Origin of the sequence: Flavobacterium sp. LMO8 (assembly GCF_009495755.1) — a bacterium.
Taxonomy (GTDB): domain Bacteria; phylum Bacteroidota; class Bacteroidia; order Flavobacteriales; family Flavobacteriaceae; genus Flavobacterium.
On record NZ_WIBJ01000031.1, the window covers coordinates 333,149 to 350,582 of the forward strand.

The 17,434-nt window shown below is 33.0% G+C and carries 12 protein-coding genes and 1 tRNA gene; 6 read left to right on the top strand and 7 right to left on the bottom strand.

Translation table 11 applies throughout. The features are described from left to right. Nucleotides 1–2: 2 nt before the first annotated feature. From GFJ94_RS09495 to polA, 4 genes are all read right to left on the bottom strand, one after another. Nucleotides 3–1,373, bottom strand: a complete 1,371-nt coding sequence (locus GFJ94_RS09495; RefSeq protein WP_153201301.1) for a serine hydrolase — start codon at nucleotides 1,371–1,373, stop codon at nucleotides 3–5. Nucleotides 1,374–1,414: 41 nt separating this feature from the next. Next, entirely contained in the window at nucleotides 1,415–2,056 is a 642-nt protein-coding gene (locus tag GFJ94_RS09500; RefSeq protein ID WP_153201302.1) for an SdpI family protein, read from the bottom strand. Nucleotides 2,057–2,059: 3 nt separating this feature from the next. Continuing rightward, nucleotides 2,060–2,314: an autorepressor SdpR family transcription factor gene (locus tag GFJ94_RS09505; RefSeq protein ID WP_008256034.1), complete on the bottom strand. Its 255-nt coding sequence runs from the start codon at nucleotides 2,312–2,314 to the stop codon at nucleotides 2,060–2,062. Nucleotides 2,315–2,890: 576 nt separating this feature from the next. Then, complete coding sequence (gene polA / locus GFJ94_RS09510; protein WP_153201303.1) at nucleotides 2,891–5,743, bottom strand: DNA polymerase I; 2,853 nt, start codon at nucleotides 5,741–5,743, stop codon at nucleotides 2,891–2,893. Between the two features lie 124 nt (nucleotides 5,744–5,867). Here polA and GFJ94_RS09515 point away from each other — a divergent pair, with 124 nt between their 5' ends. Both GFJ94_RS09515 and GFJ94_RS09520 read left to right on the top strand, forming a co-directional pair. Then, nucleotides 5,868–7,097, top strand: a complete 1,230-nt coding sequence (locus GFJ94_RS09515) for a metallophosphoesterase (RefSeq protein ID WP_153201304.1) — start codon at nucleotides 5,868–5,870, stop codon at nucleotides 7,095–7,097. Nucleotides 7,098–7,172: 75 nt separating this feature from the next. After that, entirely contained in the window at nucleotides 7,173–7,469 is a 297-nt protein-coding gene (locus GFJ94_RS09520; protein WP_008256043.1) for a co-chaperone YbbN, read from the top strand. Between the two features lie 39 nt (nucleotides 7,470–7,508). Here GFJ94_RS09520 and GFJ94_RS09525 read toward each other — a convergent pair whose 3' ends face one another. Next, entirely contained in the window at nucleotides 7,509–8,147 is a 639-nt protein-coding gene (locus GFJ94_RS09525; protein ID WP_153201305.1) for a polysaccharide deacetylase family protein, read from the bottom strand. Between the two features lie 143 nt (nucleotides 8,148–8,290). Continuing rightward, entirely contained in the window at nucleotides 8,291–11,491 is a 3,201-nt protein-coding gene (locus GFJ94_RS09530; RefSeq protein ID WP_153201306.1) for a DUF2723 domain-containing protein, read from the bottom strand. Nucleotides 11,492–11,647: 156 nt separating this feature from the next. Here GFJ94_RS09530 and GFJ94_RS09535 point away from each other — a divergent pair. Next, a tRNA-Gln gene (locus GFJ94_RS09535) sits at nucleotides 11,648–11,718 on the top strand. A 119-nt stretch (nucleotides 11,719–11,837) separates the two neighbouring features. Here the strand turns inward: GFJ94_RS09535 and GFJ94_RS09540 are convergent. Then, nucleotides 11,838–12,662, bottom strand: a complete 825-nt coding sequence (locus tag GFJ94_RS09540; RefSeq protein WP_153201307.1) for a universal stress protein — start codon at nucleotides 12,660–12,662, stop codon at nucleotides 11,838–11,840. 170 nt (nucleotides 12,663–12,832) lie between these two features. On the opposite strand from GFJ94_RS09540, the gene rimP reads away from it, so the two are divergent. The 3 genes from rimP to infB are packed head-to-tail and all read left to right on the top strand — an operon-like array spanning nucleotide 12,833 to nucleotide 17,403. After that, the gene (gene rimP / locus GFJ94_RS09545) at nucleotides 12,833–13,300 is read left to right on the top strand and encodes a ribosome assembly cofactor RimP (RefSeq protein ID WP_153201308.1); all 468 of its coding nucleotides are present in this window, start codon (nucleotides 12,833–12,835) and stop codon (nucleotides 13,298–13,300) included. A 14-nt stretch (nucleotides 13,301–13,314) separates the two neighbouring features. Next, nucleotides 13,315–14,556 (top strand): transcription termination factor NusA, encoded by a 1,242-nt coding sequence (nusA, locus tag GFJ94_RS09550; RefSeq protein ID WP_111566182.1) that lies wholly within the window; start codon nucleotides 13,315–13,317, stop codon nucleotides 14,554–14,556. A 48-nt stretch (nucleotides 14,557–14,604) separates the two neighbouring features. Beyond that, the gene (gene infB / locus GFJ94_RS09555) at nucleotides 14,605–17,403 is read left to right on the top strand and encodes a translation initiation factor IF-2 (RefSeq protein WP_153201309.1); all 2,799 of its coding nucleotides are present in this window, start codon (nucleotides 14,605–14,607) and stop codon (nucleotides 17,401–17,403) included. Nucleotides 17,404–17,434: the final 31 nt, after the last annotated feature.

Below are 17,434 nucleotides of genomic sequence, written 5' to 3' on the forward strand. Positions count from 1 at the left end.
CTTTATTCTTTTGTAAAGTTGAATTTCATTCCACCTTGAATTAAAACAAACGACTTGTCTCCAAAAACCATTTCAATTCCGGCTGGAGCAAAAACAAACGTTGTTTCTTCTTTAAATGTCAATGGAAAAGCACCTTGTCCAGTGGCTTGTGCTGATAATTCACCATTCTTTTCGGAAACCGTAATTTTTAGAGGAATTTCTTTTGAAGCATAAGTTCCAATATATTTTGCCAATTCAGTCGCATCCATTTTCATGAATTGTGGAAACGGGAAAGGCATTTTGTAATAAATGCTTAATATGCCTATAGTAATGTCATTTTGGATATAATTATCGCCATTTGTTATTAATGAAAAACTCAATTTTTCAGCAGGATAATAACCTAACATTGAATTAAAATTTTCAATTCTTCCACCATGACCATAAAAACGTCTTTCGCCAAACGGAAATTGAATAAGCGCTTTTCCATAGCCTTCTTTAATTTCTTTCATTTGGTCTAAAGAAGTTGATTTTACTAATTTTCCATCAAAAAGTGCATAAATAAACTTCGTTAAATCAGCTGGAGTAGAAGTAATTCCTCCTGAAGAAAATGCTATGGAATTGTGATTTTCGTAAGATTTAATCCATTTTTCTCCATCAAAGTAATAGGAATAACTTTCTTTATTGGCAGTATTTGTTGATTCTTCTGTAAAATATGTTGTTGGAACAAAGACTTTTTTAGTAACTGCGCCTTTGTCTGTCATCTCAGTTTTGTTTTCAAATGTTCCTAGTTCTGCTTTTTTTACAATGCGATTTTCTAAGTTTTCACCATATGATTTTTTTGTCAACTTTTCGATGATACATCCTAATATAAAAAAGTTCGAATTACTGTATTCGTATTTGCTTCCTGGTTCAAAAATAGGCTCGTATGAAGTAATTACTTTTAAAATATCTTCTTTAGAATGTTTTTTGTCAATTACTTTATGAAATGTGGAATCTTGGTTAACAAAATCCACAATTCCGGTTCTGTGATGTAGTAAATCGTAAATCGAAATCTTTTCAGCATTTGGCATTTTCGGATAAAAACGATTCAACTTGGTTTGCAAGGTTAGTTTTTTCTCTTCAATCAATTGCATTACCATTACAGCTGTGAAAGTTTTAGAAATCGAACCTATTTTGTAACGTGTCAAGCGATCGGCTTTGATGTTCTTTTCTACATCGGCAAAACCATACGCTTTATTAAAAACTACATTTTCTCCTTCGCGAATAGTTAACGAACCCATGAATTTGTTGTTTTCGTTTAAATAGTTTAACAAACTATCAATTCGTGTGAATTTATCTTGTGCAATAGTGAAAGTAGAAAAGGCAAATACAAAAAGTAATAGTAATTTCTTCATGATTTTTTGTTTTACTAATTAGTAGTTGAGATTTTATTTTGTTACTGATTTTTGATTTTTTTGAATTCCAAATACGAATATATAATCGGAACAATACTAATAACGGCTGTAATTCCTAAAAAAGTATACAATTGCATTTCATTAGGTATCAAAAATGTCAACGCCATTAAAAGTCCGCCAATGAACCATAGTTTTCCGCCTAGTACATGTGTTTTTTTCCAGACTTCTTCGTTTTCTAATGTCCATGGTGTTTTTATCCCAATAAAATAATTCGGTTTTATCGTTTTGAAATAATTACCTAAGAAAGCAAAAAGCAAGCCAATAATTGCAAATACAAAGCCAGGATTACTGCTTTTTTGTTGTACACTATACAAAATAAAAACCGCCAAACCCGACATAAATAAAGTAAGAATCATTCGTAAATTATTCAGTTTGTTGCCCATATTTTGTAATTTTTGCTTTGGATCGATGTAGGGAATTATCAAGAATACGAAGTAAGTAATTCCTATCAGCATGAAAAGCATTATGAAAAGTTCGCTTTTATTTCCCCAACGGTCAATCTCTCCAGCACCATTCCAATGCATTGGAACTTTTTCGGGTAAACGATTCCAAATGTAAGCTAAGTAAGCAAAAGGCAACAAAGCCACAGCAATAAACGGAATTTCTTTTTTAAACTTCTCCATACTTTATTTTTTTAGAGTAATAATCCATTGTAAAATATCGTCAACAATTGTAGTGTTTAAAGAATAGACTACAAATTGTCCTTTTTTCTCGCTCGTGACTAAATCGGCACGTTTTAAAATATCCAAATGATGCGAAATACTGGGTTTTGAAATATGAAATTGGTCCGCAATATCGCCAGCCGTCATTTCCTGTTTACGCAGCAATTCCAGAATATCTCTTCTGGTTTCGTCGTTTAAGGCTTTGAAAATTGCGTTCATACTTGTTTATATATTTAGACAAATATCTAAATATTATTTGAAATGGCAAAATGTTTTCAAAAAATAACCCGATAGGTTTTGAAACGTATCGTGGTTGATGGGTTATTTTTGAGATTTGAATTTCAAATAAATGGAATTTATAAAAATCATTAGAAATAGTAAGGTGATAAATAGTAAAACTTTATCTGTAAAAACTATTTGTATGTTGCCGTCTTGTATCAAACAAAAAAAAAACGAAAGATATAAAGAATAAAAAGGACAAGATAAAATTTGTTTTTGCTTTGATAAAAGCTAAAAATGAAAATCCAATTATAAAGCTTATAAAAAAATTAATAGAATAGTAACTGATTCCATTGATATCATATGCCCAACCAACAGTTTTATTATATCCATAATGAGCTACATTATCTATGAAAATTAAAAACAATAATGGAATTATTGAAATCAAATACATTTTAGTTTCAAAAAGAAATTTAATTTTATTTATCATGTTTCTAATTTATTATGAGATTTCTCCTTCGTCGAAATGACAAAGTTTATAACTCCAAACTCAATTCTCCAAACTCCAAACTAAAATTAATGCGCTTCCAACCAATTTTTACCCAATCCTATTTCAACATCTAACGGAACTGCCATTTTGAAAGCATTTTCCATTTCGTGTTTGATCATCGGTTGAATTTTTTCTAATTCGGAGTTGTGCACGTCAAAGACTAATTCGTCATGTACTTGCAATAGCATTTTTGATTTCCAGTTTTCAGAAGTCAACTTTTTATGAATGTTAATCATCGCAATTTTGATGATATCCGCAGCCGAACCTTGAATTGGTGCATTCACTGCATTTCGTTCCGCACCACCACGAACAATGGCGTTGGCTGAGTTGATGTCTTTTAAATAACGTCTTCTTCCTGAAATGGTTTCTACATAGCCGTTTTCTCTGGCAAAATCTACTTGCGAAGTCATAAACGATTTCAATTTTGGATACGTTTGATAGTACGCTTCAATTAATTCTGCACTTTCTTTTCGAGATAAGTTGGTTTGGTTGCTCAATCCAAAAGCCGAAACCCCATAAATAATTCCGAAGTTTACAGTTTTGGCATGACTTCTTTGTTCTTTTGTTACTTCGTCTAAGGGCACATTGAATACTTTTGCAGCCGTACTTTTGTGAATGTCTTCGTGATTTTGAAACGCTTTTATCATATTTTCTTCGCCACATAAAGCAGCAATAATACGCAATTCAATTTGAGAATAATCGGCAGAAAGTAGCGTGTAATTTTCATCTCGAGCAATGAACGCTTTTCTAATTTGTCTCCCTCTTTCGGTACGAATTGGAATGTTTTGTAAGTTTGGATTATTCGAACTTAAACGACCAGTTGCAGCGACCGTTTGCATATAATCGGTATGAACTCTTCCAGTTTTATTATCGACTTGATTTGGTAACGCATCAATATACGTACTTTGTAATTTCACCATTTGTCGCCATTCTAAAATATCGCGCACAATTTGATGTTCGTTTGCTAAATAACTCAATACTTCTTCACCGGTAGCATATTGGCCTGTTTTGGTTTTCTTTTGTTTCGCACCACCAATTTTTAGTTTGTCGAATAAAATATCGCCCAACTGTTTTGGAGAAGCTAAATTGAATTTCTCACCAGCGGTTTCATAAATTTGTTGTTCAAACGCATCGATTTCTTTTTGCATATCAACCGACATGCTTTTTAGAAACTCCACATCCAAACGAATGCCTTCTTTTTCCATATCCGCTAAAACAGGAACTAGCGGAATTTCGATTTGGTCAAACAATTTTTTGGTGCCTACTTTTTCTAAAATCGGTTGAAAATGTTCCTTCAATTGGAAGGTTATATCAGCATCTTCAGTTGCATATTCTTTGATATCTTCCAAAGGAACATCGCGCATTGATAATTGATTTTTCCCTTTTTTACCAATTAACGTTTCAATGGATTTTGGCGCATATTTCAAATAGGTTTCCGACAATACATCCATATTATGACGCATATCAGGATTAATCAAATAATGCGCAATCATGGTGTCGAATAATTTTCCTTTGACTTGAATGTTGTAATTCGAAAGAATTTTCAAGTCGTATTTCATGTTCTGACCAATTTTTTCGATGTTTTCATTTTCGAAGAATGGTCGGAATTTTTCAATTAATGTTTGGGTTTCTTCCTGATTTTCGGGAAACGGAACATAAAATCCTTTTCCTTTTTCGAAAGAAAACGACATTCCTACTAACTCGGCATTCAAAGCGTCAATTCCAGTAGTTTCCGTATCAAAACATACCGAAGTTTGATTCAATAAATTCTGCATTAATAATTTTACAGGTAAATCGCCTTGAACTATTTGGTAGAAATGCGTCGTATTTTCTAAGGTTGCATAATACGAATGATTCGCTGTTGGTTCATCCGATTCGTCACTAAATCCAAACAAATCAAATTGGTCTTCGTTTGATTTTTTAGCTGGAGCTTTTTTTATGGGTTGCGGGATTTCAGAAGTATTTCCGTTGGCATCAATTTCGTCGTATTCTTTCCCAGAACCAAATAACTTATCAAACTGCGCTTTCATTTGACGAAATTCTAATTCCTGAAACAAAGCATCTGTTTTCTCCACATCTGGTTTTGATAGTTCGTAATCATCAGCATCAAAAGTCACCGGACAATCGAGTAGGATAGTAGCTAATTTTTTGGATAAAATTCCTAATTCTTTATTAGCTTCGATTTTGTCTTTCATCGCACCTTTTAGTTGATGCGTGTTAGCCAATAAATTTTCTAAAGTTCCATATTCCGCTAAGAATTTCTTCGCTGTTTTTTCTCCCACACCAGGTAATCCCGGAATATTATCGGCAGAATCGCCCATCATTCCTAAGAAATCAATTACTTGATCAGGGCGTTCGATTTCAAATTTCGCTAAGACTTCAGGAATTCCCCAAATCTCGATATCATTCCCCATTCGGGCTGGTTTATACATGAAAATATTTTCCGAAACCAATTGGGCAAAATCCTTATCTGGTGTTACCATGAAAACTTGAAAGCCTTCTTTTTCGGCTTGTTTTGCTAATGTTCCAATCAAATCATCAGCTTCAAAACCTGCTTTTTCGATAATTGGAATGTGCATGGCGCGCAATAACTCTTGAATGTAAGGAACCGCAATTTTAATTGCTTCAGGCGTTTCGTCACGATGTGCTTTGTATTCTTGATACATTTCAAAACGATAATCGCTTCCGCCTTTATCAAAGGCTACGGCTAAATGATCTGGTTTTTCGCGTTTAATGACATCCATTAGAGAATTCATGAATCCCATAATAGCGGAAGTATCCATTCCTTTAGAATTGATACGAGGATTTTTTATAAAAGCATAATACCCACGAAAAATAAGCGCGTAGGCATCAAGAAGGAAAAGACGTTTTTGTGACATTGTTCTGAAATTTCATTTAAAATGTAAAAGTACAATTCTTTGCTTAAAAAAACTTTGTTAAAATTCATTTAATGCAGCATCAATTTGTCTAACTTGTTCCTTACTTTGCAAAAAAAAAGAGTTAATGATTCGTTGGATTGTTTTTTTAGTATTTGTTGTCATTCTGGAAATCTATGCTTTTCAGGCGTTTAAGACTTTGATTAAATCGAAGTGGTTTTTTATTTTCTATTATGTAACATCAGCAATTGCTTTATTTTATATTGTTTACCAATTGTATCATTTTGATAGAAGTGTAGGGCAAACACCGCAAACTATGTTGACTTTTGGTTTGTTGTTACTACTTTATGTGCCGAAATTATTGTTAACCATCATTTTATTTGGAGAAGATATCGTTCGCTTTTTTGCAGGATTATTTGGTGTGATAACAAAAAGCGGTTCCGAAGGTTTTTTACCCGAAAGAAGGAAGTTTGTAAGTCAAATTGCTTTAGGAATCGCAGCTATTCCGTTTGCTTCTTTTTTATACGGAATTACCATTGGAAAATACAATTACAAAGTAATCAGACAAACTTTGTTTTTCCCAGATTTACCCGATGCTTTTGATGGAACCACGATTACTCATATTTCAGATGTTCACAGTGGAAGTTTTGATGATGCCGAGAAAATTCAGTATGCTATCGATTTGATTAATGAACAAAATTCGGATATGGTTTTGTTTACGGGTGATATTGTAAATACACACGCTACCGAAATGGATCCGTGGATTGATACGTTTAAAGAAATTCATAATCCAAAATTTGGAAAGTTTTCTATTTTAGGGAATCACGATTATGGGGAATATATAGATTGGAAATCACAAACTGAAAAACAAGCTAATTTTGAAGGCATAAAAGCTATTCATGATAAAATTGATTTTAAATTGTTATTAAATGAGCATGTAAAAATCAAAAAAGACAATCAGGAATTAGCCATCGTAGGTGTTGAAAACTGGGGAAGAAAATTTGGTGAACGTGGCGATTTGAATTTGGCTTCGAAAGGTTTAACGAAAGAAGATTTCAAAATTGTAATGAGTCACGATCCAAGTCATTGGGATGAGAAAATTCAGCACGATGACAATCATTATCATTTAACACTTTCGGGTCATACACATGGGTTTCAATTTGGTATAGAAATTCCGGGTTGGATAAAATGGAGTCCGGTGCAATATGTATATAAACAATGGGCTGGATTGTATGAAAATGCAGGAAGATATATTTATGTAAATCGTGGTTTTGGCTTCCATGCGTACCCAGGTAGAGTAGGAATTATGCCCGAAATTACGGTTATTGAACTAAAAAAAGGAGAAAAAGTAGCGTAATTCAGTAAAAATGCTACATTTGTATATTATTTTCGTGTGAAAAGTAATATTTTTGATACTAATAAATCGCAATTTATGTCAAAATTTGGAGAACTTATCGATGCTCAAGTACCTGTACTAATCGATTTCTTTACAGAGTGGAATGAACCTTCAGTAGCTATGAATGAAGTAATTCGTCACGTAGCCGCAGCATTAGGAGACAAAGCGCGCGTAATTAAAATTGATGTGGATAAAAATCAGGAATTAGCTGACGCACTTCGTATTAAAGGTTTACCTACTTTAATGATTTATAAAGAAGGTCAAATGGTATGGAGACAAAGCGGTGAACTTGATGCGAATACTTTGATTTCTTTAGTGCAAGAACAAGCCTAACCCTTCTACTGCGCTCAGGATGACAAGTTGTAGTAAAATTTATTTTATTACATCAAAAACAAACCCCTTATTTTTTAAAATTTGTATTGCTTTTGGCAGTGCATATTTCAGGTTTTTTTCTGCCTTTAAGCTATCGTGAAATACGATAATGCTTCCTTGTTCTGTATTTGAAATTACATTTTCCAGACATTTTTCTACTGAAATACTTTGGTCAAAATCATAACTCAACACATCCCACATAATTATTTTGTAACCTAATTGTCTGATTGCTTTTGATTGACCTGATTTAATTTTTCCGTAAGGAGGACGAAATAAAAATGAGTATTTAGTGTTCAGTTTTAAGTGTTCAGTTTCGCACAACTTGAAATTGTCAATGTAATGATTAGTTTCGGTTTTCCAACCGTTTAAATGGTTGAATGTGTGATTTCCGGTTTGATGACCTTCAGAGAGGATTTTTTTATAAACTTCAGGATGTTTTTGAATATTGTCTCCAATACAAAAGAAAGTCGCTTTAATGTTTTCCGATTTCAAAAGATCTAGGGCCCATTCGGTTACTTCTGGAATTGGACCATCATCAAAAGTTAAATAGATTTTTTTATCCGAATTTGGAATATTCCAAACCAGATTATTGAAAATCTTTTTAATCCATTTGTTTGTTTTAACCCAATTGAAGTTCATCTTGTAAAATTAGTATAAAAAAGCTGTCTAAAAAGGCAGTTTTGTCAAACTGAACTTGTTTCAGTTTCTATGTAAGATTCTGAAATAAATTCAGAATGACAAAGTACTACGACTTTTAGACAGCTTTTATATTTTGAAATTAGTTATTCCATTTTTCTTCCAAAACGTTCAAACATTTTATTGAAATTATTGAACTTTACTTTTTCTTTATTGTAGAATTCTAAATCTTCTGCCGATTCTGCAACTTTGATTAAGTCACGATACATTTCAATGTCGGTAACAACATCCATTGCGTCAAAGTTTTGCTCGCTAGGTTTCCATCCGCTGTAGAACCTTAAATTTTCTTGGTATTTTTTAATTACCTCAGAAATAATAGCTCTTGCTTTTTCTTTTTTACCTAGTTCGTAATAACCAATTGCAAAAGGTTCTAACATCGAATAATATTCAAAATATTGAATAGGCATTTTTTTCATTGCCAAGTCAATTACTTTTTCAGCTTTATCCATTTTGCTATCCATGATTAAAGCTTCCATCAAGCGGGCTAGGTTTGTTCTGTAGCTAATGCTGTTTTTACGTGTTTCTGGATCGTGATAGATAATTGATTTACCACTATTACCCCAATCCCATTTCATGACAATATTGTACATTTTATCAGCATCAATTTGCCCCATTTTCATAGGGCTTGGAGATTCTGCAGGCGTTTTAATAGGGACTAATTTAAAGCACATTCCATCTAATTGCAAGTAGTCTTTCATCCAAAGATAATCATCTTCACCAAAACTTCCACCAGTAAAATAGATAGGACGTTTCCAGTTGTTTTGATTTACGATGTCTAACATCATCAATCGGTTTTTGTATAAAGCACTTTCTTTAATTTCAAATTCGATAGCCGGAACTATAGAATCATAATATTTCTCTGAAACTACTTTGTTTTTTATTACCGCAGCTTTGTCAATAGGGTAAATTACTTTTTTAGATGGGAAATAATTAATTTTACGACCATTATTCAATTCGATTTTAGCTCTTTCATCATCTAATGCGATGAATTTAAGCATTTCATCTAATAATAAAGGTTCTTTAGTTCTTTCCACATATAAACTATAATCTCTGTTACTTCCTTTGTATTGCTCTCTGTTGAAAGAACTTGGAATTGGTTCAGAATCATGCGTTTTCATTTTCATTTGGTCAATGTACCAATCAGTCATGAACAAACTTGTATTTACGATTCGGATATCGGTTCTGTAGCCTTCAATTTCTTGCATGTACCACAATGGAAACGTGTCGTTATCACCAATGGTAAATAATATAGCATTTGGTTCACAAGAATCTAAATATGCTTTTGCCATTGTATACGCAGTATCTTTATTAGAACGATCATGGTCATCCCAGTTTTGAGCTGCTAAAACCACAGGAGAAGCTAATAATGAAGTTGCTAAAACTATCGGAATTGCTACTTTTGGTTGAATGTATTTTTTCAAAGTATCGAAAATAGCATAAATTCCGTAAGCTATCCACATAGCAAATACGAAGAACGAACCTACTAATGCGTAATCTCTTTCTCTTGGTTCAAAAGGTCTTTCGTTTAGGTATATTTTTAATGCTAATCCAGTAAATAAGAATAAAACTAGTAAGACGTAGAAACTCTTAATATCTCTTTTGGCATGAAAAACCATTCCAATAATTGCTAAAATAAAAGGAAAGAAGAAATAAGTGTTTCTTCCTTTGTTGTTTTGCATGTCTGATGGTAGATTTTTTTGAGTTCCTATGAATATTTCGTCAATAAAACTAATTCCACTAAGCCAATTTCCATTAGTGTTGTCATATTTTCCTTGAACATCACTTTGTCTTCCAACAAAATTCCAAAGTAGATAACGTACATACATGTATCCAAATTGATATTGAATCATGAACTTCATATTGTTGAAGAATGTAGGTTTGTCTACAATTAAATAGTCACCATATCCTTTTAAGAATTTATCATAATCGGCTTCGTCGATTTCACCAGCTTGATAAGCTTTTCTAAATTGAGTTACAATTTGAACTAATTCATCTTCGTGAGCATATTCAGGATTAATTCTAAACTCTAATGGCTCAGTAAAAATTATGTAATTTTCTCTATGTTCATTGCTCCACATTCTTGGTAATAATGCTTTGTGAGCATCATCGGTGTTTTGTTTCGCGTTGATATAATCGTTAGTAATGATGTATTTTTTTGTTTTATAATCACGCTCGTAGTTAGGTTTGTCATCTAAATAAGGCGTAACAGGATCTAATCCTGAATAAGTATCTGAAAATTGAGGTCCGTAGAATAATTTTTGTTCTCCATATTGCTCACGATTGTAGTAGGCTAAAACCTCTGCAGCATCTGATGGTTTATTTTCATTAATAGGCGTGTTTGCATTTGCTCTAATTGGCAACATCATCCAAGTTGAAAATCCAATCAAGATGAAAAGAGTTGACAAGATTAATGTATTGTAAAAAACATGCCCTTTTTTCTTAGTGTAATTTAATCCAAAATAGAAAGCAGCAACTATTAAAATAAAAGCAAAAATGGTTCCCGAGTTAAAAGGCATTCCAAGGCTGTTTACCATGAAAATTTCCGTTTTCCCAAAGAAAGCTAGTGTGTAAGGAAGTAAAAGTTTAAAGATAAAAAGCAAAATTGCGATAATAACGACGTTTGCAATTAAGAAGCTTTTAACGGTAATGTTGTTGTATTTTTTAAAGAAATATAGAAATCCAATAGCCGGAAAAGTTAATAAAGCCATAAAGTGAACTCCGAAGGAAAGTCCAATAACTAAAGAGATAATCAATAACCATTTGTTGCCTCTAGGTGTGTTTATTTCTTGTTCCCAACGTAATCCTAGCCAAAACAGTAGTGCGATTAGGAAAGTTGCCATAGCATAAACTTCAGCTTCTACGGCATTGTACCAAAAACTATCGGTAAAAGTAAATGATAAAGAAGCAACAGCTGCGCTTCCTAAAATCATAATAGCGTTGTTTGTAGAAAGTTCTTTTTCGCCAATAATTAGTTTTTTTAACAATATTGTCAAAGACCAAAACATGAAAAGAACTGTAAAAGCACTTGAAAATACAGAAAGGTAGTTTACCATAAGCGCAATCTTGTCTGGGCTAAAGGCAAACATAGCGAAGAAAGCACCCAACATTTGAAATAACGGTGCTCCTGGTGGGTGACCTACTTCTAAATTGGCTGAAGTTGCGATGTATTCTCCGCAATCCCAAAAACTCATGGTAGGCTCTACGGTTAATGAATAAGTAATTAATGCTACCATAAAAGTAGACCATCCTAAAATAGTGTTCCACTTTTTAAAGTTGAATGAATTCATATTGTATTTTGATTTTTCTATATTGTCCTACAAAGAAACTATTTTTTTGTTTACGATTTCGGTTTAATAAATTTTTTAATATTTTTTTTAGAAAAATTTGCAGAATAAAAAATATGCATTACATTTGCACTCGCAATCGAAAAGGTTGTTAGGTATTGGCCCATGGTGTAATGGTAACACTCCGGTTTTTGGTACCGTCATTCAAGGTTCGAGTCCTTGTGGGCCAACAAAACTCCACTTATTTCTAAGTGGAGTTTTTTTATTTTTATAATATCTTAATATGTCGATAGTTATCATAAAAAAAAGACCACAATATGGTCTTTTTTTATCAATATAAATCTTAAGATTAGATTTTAAAAGTAATAACTGGTCTTTTAGCGTGGTTTACTAAATCTTCGCTAATACTTCCGTTGAAGAAGTGAGATAAACCTTTTCTTCCGTGTGTGCTCATTCCGATAATATCAGCATCGATGCTTTTTGCAAAATGTAAGATTCCTTTTTCTACATTTACATCATTATAAATATGAGTAGAATAATTATCAATCTTGAAGTTGGCGATAAACTCATCCATTTGTTTTTGAGCTACTTTGGTAGATTTAAAGTTGTTTGGAGTATTGATGTTTGCTAAGTATAGATGAGAACCAAATTTATTAACAAATTCAACTACTTTTTCAAATGGCTTTTTAATTTCGTCTGAAAAATCAGAAGCAAATACAAATTTAGTTGCGTTAAAAATATCTTCTTCGCGTTTTATTACTAATACTGGAACGTTCGAGTTTCTTACTACTTTTTCTGTGTTAGAACCAATGAACATTTCTTGAAAACCATTAGCTCCGTGAGAACCCATAACTATTAAATCAGCATTATGAGCTTCTCCATTTTTAATGATGCCGTCGAAAGCCATTTCAAATTGAATAATTCTTGAAATTTTAACACCATTTAAGTATTCAGCATCCATTAATTCATCTAATTTGGCTACGGCTGCATTTTTAAAGAACATTAATTCTGGAATATCGTGAGCTCTTGAAATAGCGTCATTTCCCGATGTTGGTAATTCTAACATGTGAACTAAAAAGATTTCGCCGTCATTTTTTTTTGCAATTTGTGCTGCTACTTTTAATGCGTATTCTGCGTGTTTTGAAAAGTCGGTTGGTACTAAAATTCGTTTCATAAGTTTGTTTTAGGTTATTTTAATAATGTAAACTGAATTACACTATAAAAGTACAAAAAATATCCAAACTGACAATGTTTTTTTTAATTCAAAAAATTTTGTATATTTGCAACGTTATTAAAGGACAAATGATTATGAGGCACGCACAGCGTGCCTCTTTTTATAAAAATATGACATTTAAAAGTAAAGTTCAGGAAGTGTTGGATGCAGTATTGGCCGAGCGCGAGCATCTTTTTTTGATTGATTTATCTATCAATGAAGCAAATAAAATTTGTGTAATTTTAGATGGTGATTCAGGTGTGAATTTGCAAGATTGCATCGACGTAAGTAGAGCGGTTGAAAATAATTTAGACAGAGAACAACAAGATTTTTCATTAGAAGTAGCTTCAGCAGGTGTTTCAAGTCCGTTAAAATTAGTAAGACAATATAAGAAAAATATTGGCAGAACTCTAAAAGTTAAAACTATTTCATCGGAAGAAATTGAAGCTAAATTAACAGTGGCTGATGATGAAAAAATAACCTTAGAGTGGCAGGCACGTGAGCCTAAAAAGATTGGTAAAGGGAAAGAAACAGTAAATAAAAAACTAGAAATTCCTTACGAGAATATAAAAGAAGCAATTGTTATAATATCATTTTAAAATAAAGAGTTGACATGGAGAATATTGCATTAATCGAATCGTTTTCAGAATTTAAAGACGACAAACTCATTGATAGAGTTACACTAATGGCAATTTTAGAAGATGTGTTTAGAAATGCATTGAAAAAGAAATACGGTTCAGACGATAATTTCGACATTATCATTAATCCTGATAAAGGAGATATGGAGATTTGGAGAAATCGTGTTGTTGTAGAAGATGGTGAAGTTGAAGATCCAAATTCTGAAATTTCTTTATCTGAAGCAAGAAGAATTGAGCCTGATTTTGAAGTAGGTGAAGACGTTTCTGAAGAAGTGAAATTAATTCAATTAGGAAGAAGAGCTATTTTGGCACTACGTCAAAACTTGATTTCTAAGATTCATGAACACGATAATACAAATCTTTACAAACAATTTAAAGATTTAATTGGCGATATTTATACAGCGGAAGTACATCATGTTCGTCCAAAAGCTGTAATTTTGATGGATGATGAAGGAAACGAAATTGTTTTACCAAAAGAAAAACAAATTCCAAATGACTATTTTAAAAAGGGAGATAACGTAAGAGGTGTTATTGAAAATGTTGAATTGAAAGGTAATAAACCACAAATCATCATGTCAAGAACTGCTCCAGAATTCCTTGAGAAATTATTCGAACAAGAAATTCCTGAAGTATTTGATGGTTTAATTACTATCAAAAAAGTAGTTCGTATTCCTGGTGAAAAAGCAAAAGTAGCGGTAGATTCTTATGATGATAGAATTGATCCTGTTGGAGCTTGTGTCGGTATGAAAGGTTCTCGTATTCATGGGATTGTTCGTGAACTAGGAAACGAAAACATCGATGTGATTAATTATACAGCTAATGCTCAATTATATATTACAAGAGCTTTAAGTCCAGCAAAAGTTTCAACAGTTAAAATTAACGAAGAAGCTAAAACGGCAGAAGTGTTCTTAAAAATTGAAGAAGTTTCTAAAGCTATTGGTAGAGGCGGAAATAATATTAAATTAGCTAGTTTATTAACAGGTTACGAAATTGATGTTATTAGAGAAGGTATTGCTCAAGAAGAAGATGACGTAGAATTAAGAGAATTCTCTGATGAAATCGAAGCGTGGGTAATTGAAGAATTTGAAAAAATCGGTTTAGATACAGCTAGAAGCGTATTAAATCAAGATGTTGCTGACTTGGTAAGAAGAACAGATCTTGAAGAGGAGACTATTTTAGATGTAATCAATATTTTAAAAGAGGAATTAGAAGGATAATTCTTTAACCAAACAACACAACAATACAAAGAATTTTAAAAAGGTTATATGTCTGAAGAAAGAGTAATAAGAATAAACAAAATTTTAAGGGAGTTAAATATTTCTCTTGATAGAGCTGTGGATTTTCTTAAAGAAAAGGGTCATGAAATTGAGTCAAGTCCAAATGCTAAAATATCACAAGAGGAATACAAAGTCTTATGCGGTCAATTTTCTGCTGACAAAGGGAATAAGGTTGCCTCTCTTGAAGTGAGTGAAGAAAAAAGAAAAGAGAAAGAGGCGCTTAAACGCGAACTGGAAAAAGAACAAGAAGCAAAGCGTTTGCAGGAAGAAGAGCGTCAAAGACAAGAGATTATCAAAGCTAAAGCAGTTTTGTCTGCCCCAAAGGCAGTTGGTAAAATTGATTTAGATCCTAAAAAACAAGAAGTTAAGTCTGAAAAACCAGTATCTGAAGAAAAACCTGTGGTTGCAGAAGTGAAACCAGTTATTGAAAAAACTTCAGAGCCAGTTAAAACAGAGATAAAGGAAGAAGCGCCTGTTGCTAAAAAAGATGAGGTTGTTAAAGCAACTAAAGAATTTGAAGCGAAAGCAGAAACTACATCTGAAGAAGTAGTGGATGAAAAAATAGAAACGCAATACCAAAAGTTGTCTGGCGCTACTTTTACAGGTCAAAAAATTGATTTATCTCAATTTGAAAAACCTAAAAAGAAAAAAGAAGAGCCTAAAAGAGATATTAAAAAGCCAGGAACTCCTCAAGCACCAAATGCAGGTGGAGCAAATGCGGCTAATAACAAAAACAAACGTAAACGTATTATCAAGCCAGGCGGACCTGGAGCTCCTGGGGCTAACAATAACGCAGGCGGACCTAAGAAAGAGTTTGTTAAAGGTGGAGGAGCAGGTGGTTTTAATAAAGGGAAAAAACCTATAATTCAAAAGGTAGAGCCTTCTGAAGAAGATGTAAAAAACCAAATCAAAGAAACTCTTGAAAGATTACAAGGAAAAGGTAATAAATCAAAGTCTGCAAAATACCGTAGAGATAAAAGAGATTCACACCGTCAACGTGTAGATGATGAAATACAAGCACAAGAAGAAGGAAGTAAAACATTAAGAGTTACAGAATTTGTTACTGTAGGTGAAATTGCATCTTTAATGGATGTGCCTATTACAAAAGTAATCGGAACATGTATGTCTCTTGGAATCATGGTTACGATGAACCAGCGTTTAGATGCTGAAACATTGTCAATTGTAGCAGATGAGTTCGGATTTGAAGTGGAATTCATTACAACGGATATTGAAGAAGCTACGGAAATAGTTCAAGATAATCCAGAAGATTTAGTACATAGAGCACCAATTGTTACTGTAATGGGTCACGTTGACCACGGTAAAACCTCTTTACTAGATTACATTCGTAAAGCAAATGTTATTGCGGGTGAATCGGGAGGAATTACTCAGCACATTGGAGCATACGGAGTAATTTTAGAAAATGGCGAAAAAATCACATTTTTAGATACACCAGGTCACGAAGCGTTTACCGCGATGCGTGCACGTGGAGCTCAAGTTACCGATATCGCTATTATCGTAATTGCTGCGGATGATGATATCATGCCACAAACAAAAGAAGCAATCAGTCACGCACAAGCGGCTGGTGTTCCAATGATTTTTGCTATAAATAAAGTAGATAAGCCAGCGGCTAATCCAGAGAAAATTAAAGAGCAATTAGCAGGAATGAATTTATTAGTTGAAGATTGGGGTGGAAAATACCAATCGCATGATATTTCGGCTAAACAAGGAACAGGAGTTTCAGAATTATTAGAAAAAGTATTATTGGAAGCAGAAGTTTTAGAGCTTACTGCAAATCCAAAAAAACCTGCGCTAGGAACAGTTGTTGAGGCTCAGTTAGATAAAGGAAAAGGATATGTTTCTACTATTTTAGTACAAGCAGGAACACTTCGCATTGGAGATTATGTGTTAGCTGGAAAAAATCATGGTAAAATTAGAGCCATGTTTGACGAAAGAGGACATCAAATCAAAGAAGCGGGTCCATCAACTCCAGTATCTGTATTAGGTTTAGATGGCGCGCCAACAGCGGGTGATAAATTTAATGTTTACGAAGACGAAAGAGAAGCAAAACAAATTGCATCAAAACGTACACAATTACAACGTGAGCAATCGGTTCGTACGCAAAAACACATTACGCTTGCCGAAATAGGTCGTCGTATTGCATTAGGGCAATTTAAGGAATTGAATATTATTCTTAAAGGAGACGTGGATGGTTCTGTTGAAGCACTATCGGATTCATTCTCTAAATTATCTACCGAAGAAATTCAAATCAATATTATTCATAAAGGAGTTGGAGCAATTACTGAATCTGACGTATTGTTAGCTTCTGCTTCTGATGCGATTATTATCGGATTTAACGTTCGTCCACAAGGAAATGCAAAACAATTAGCAGAAAAAGAAGAAATTGATATCCGTAACTATTCAATTATTTACGACGCAATTGATGACTTAAAAGATGCAATGGAAGGAATGTTGTCTCCTGAAATGAAAGAAGAAATTACAGGTACAGCAGAAATTAGAGAAATTTTCAAAGTTTCTAAAGTGGGAACTATTGCTGGTTGTATGGTTACCGATGGTAAAGTGTTCAGAAACTCTAAAATACGTTTAATTAGAGAAGGAGTTGTAATTTACACAGGTGAATTAGCTACTTTAAAACGTTTCAAAGACGATGTTAAAGAAGTTTCTAAAGGATACGATTGTGGTATGCAGATTAAAAATTACAACGATATTCGTGAGTACGATTTAATTGAAGGATTCCACGAAGTTGAAGTGAAGAAAAAATTGAAATAATTCAATTATAAGCAATAAAAAAAGCCATTCA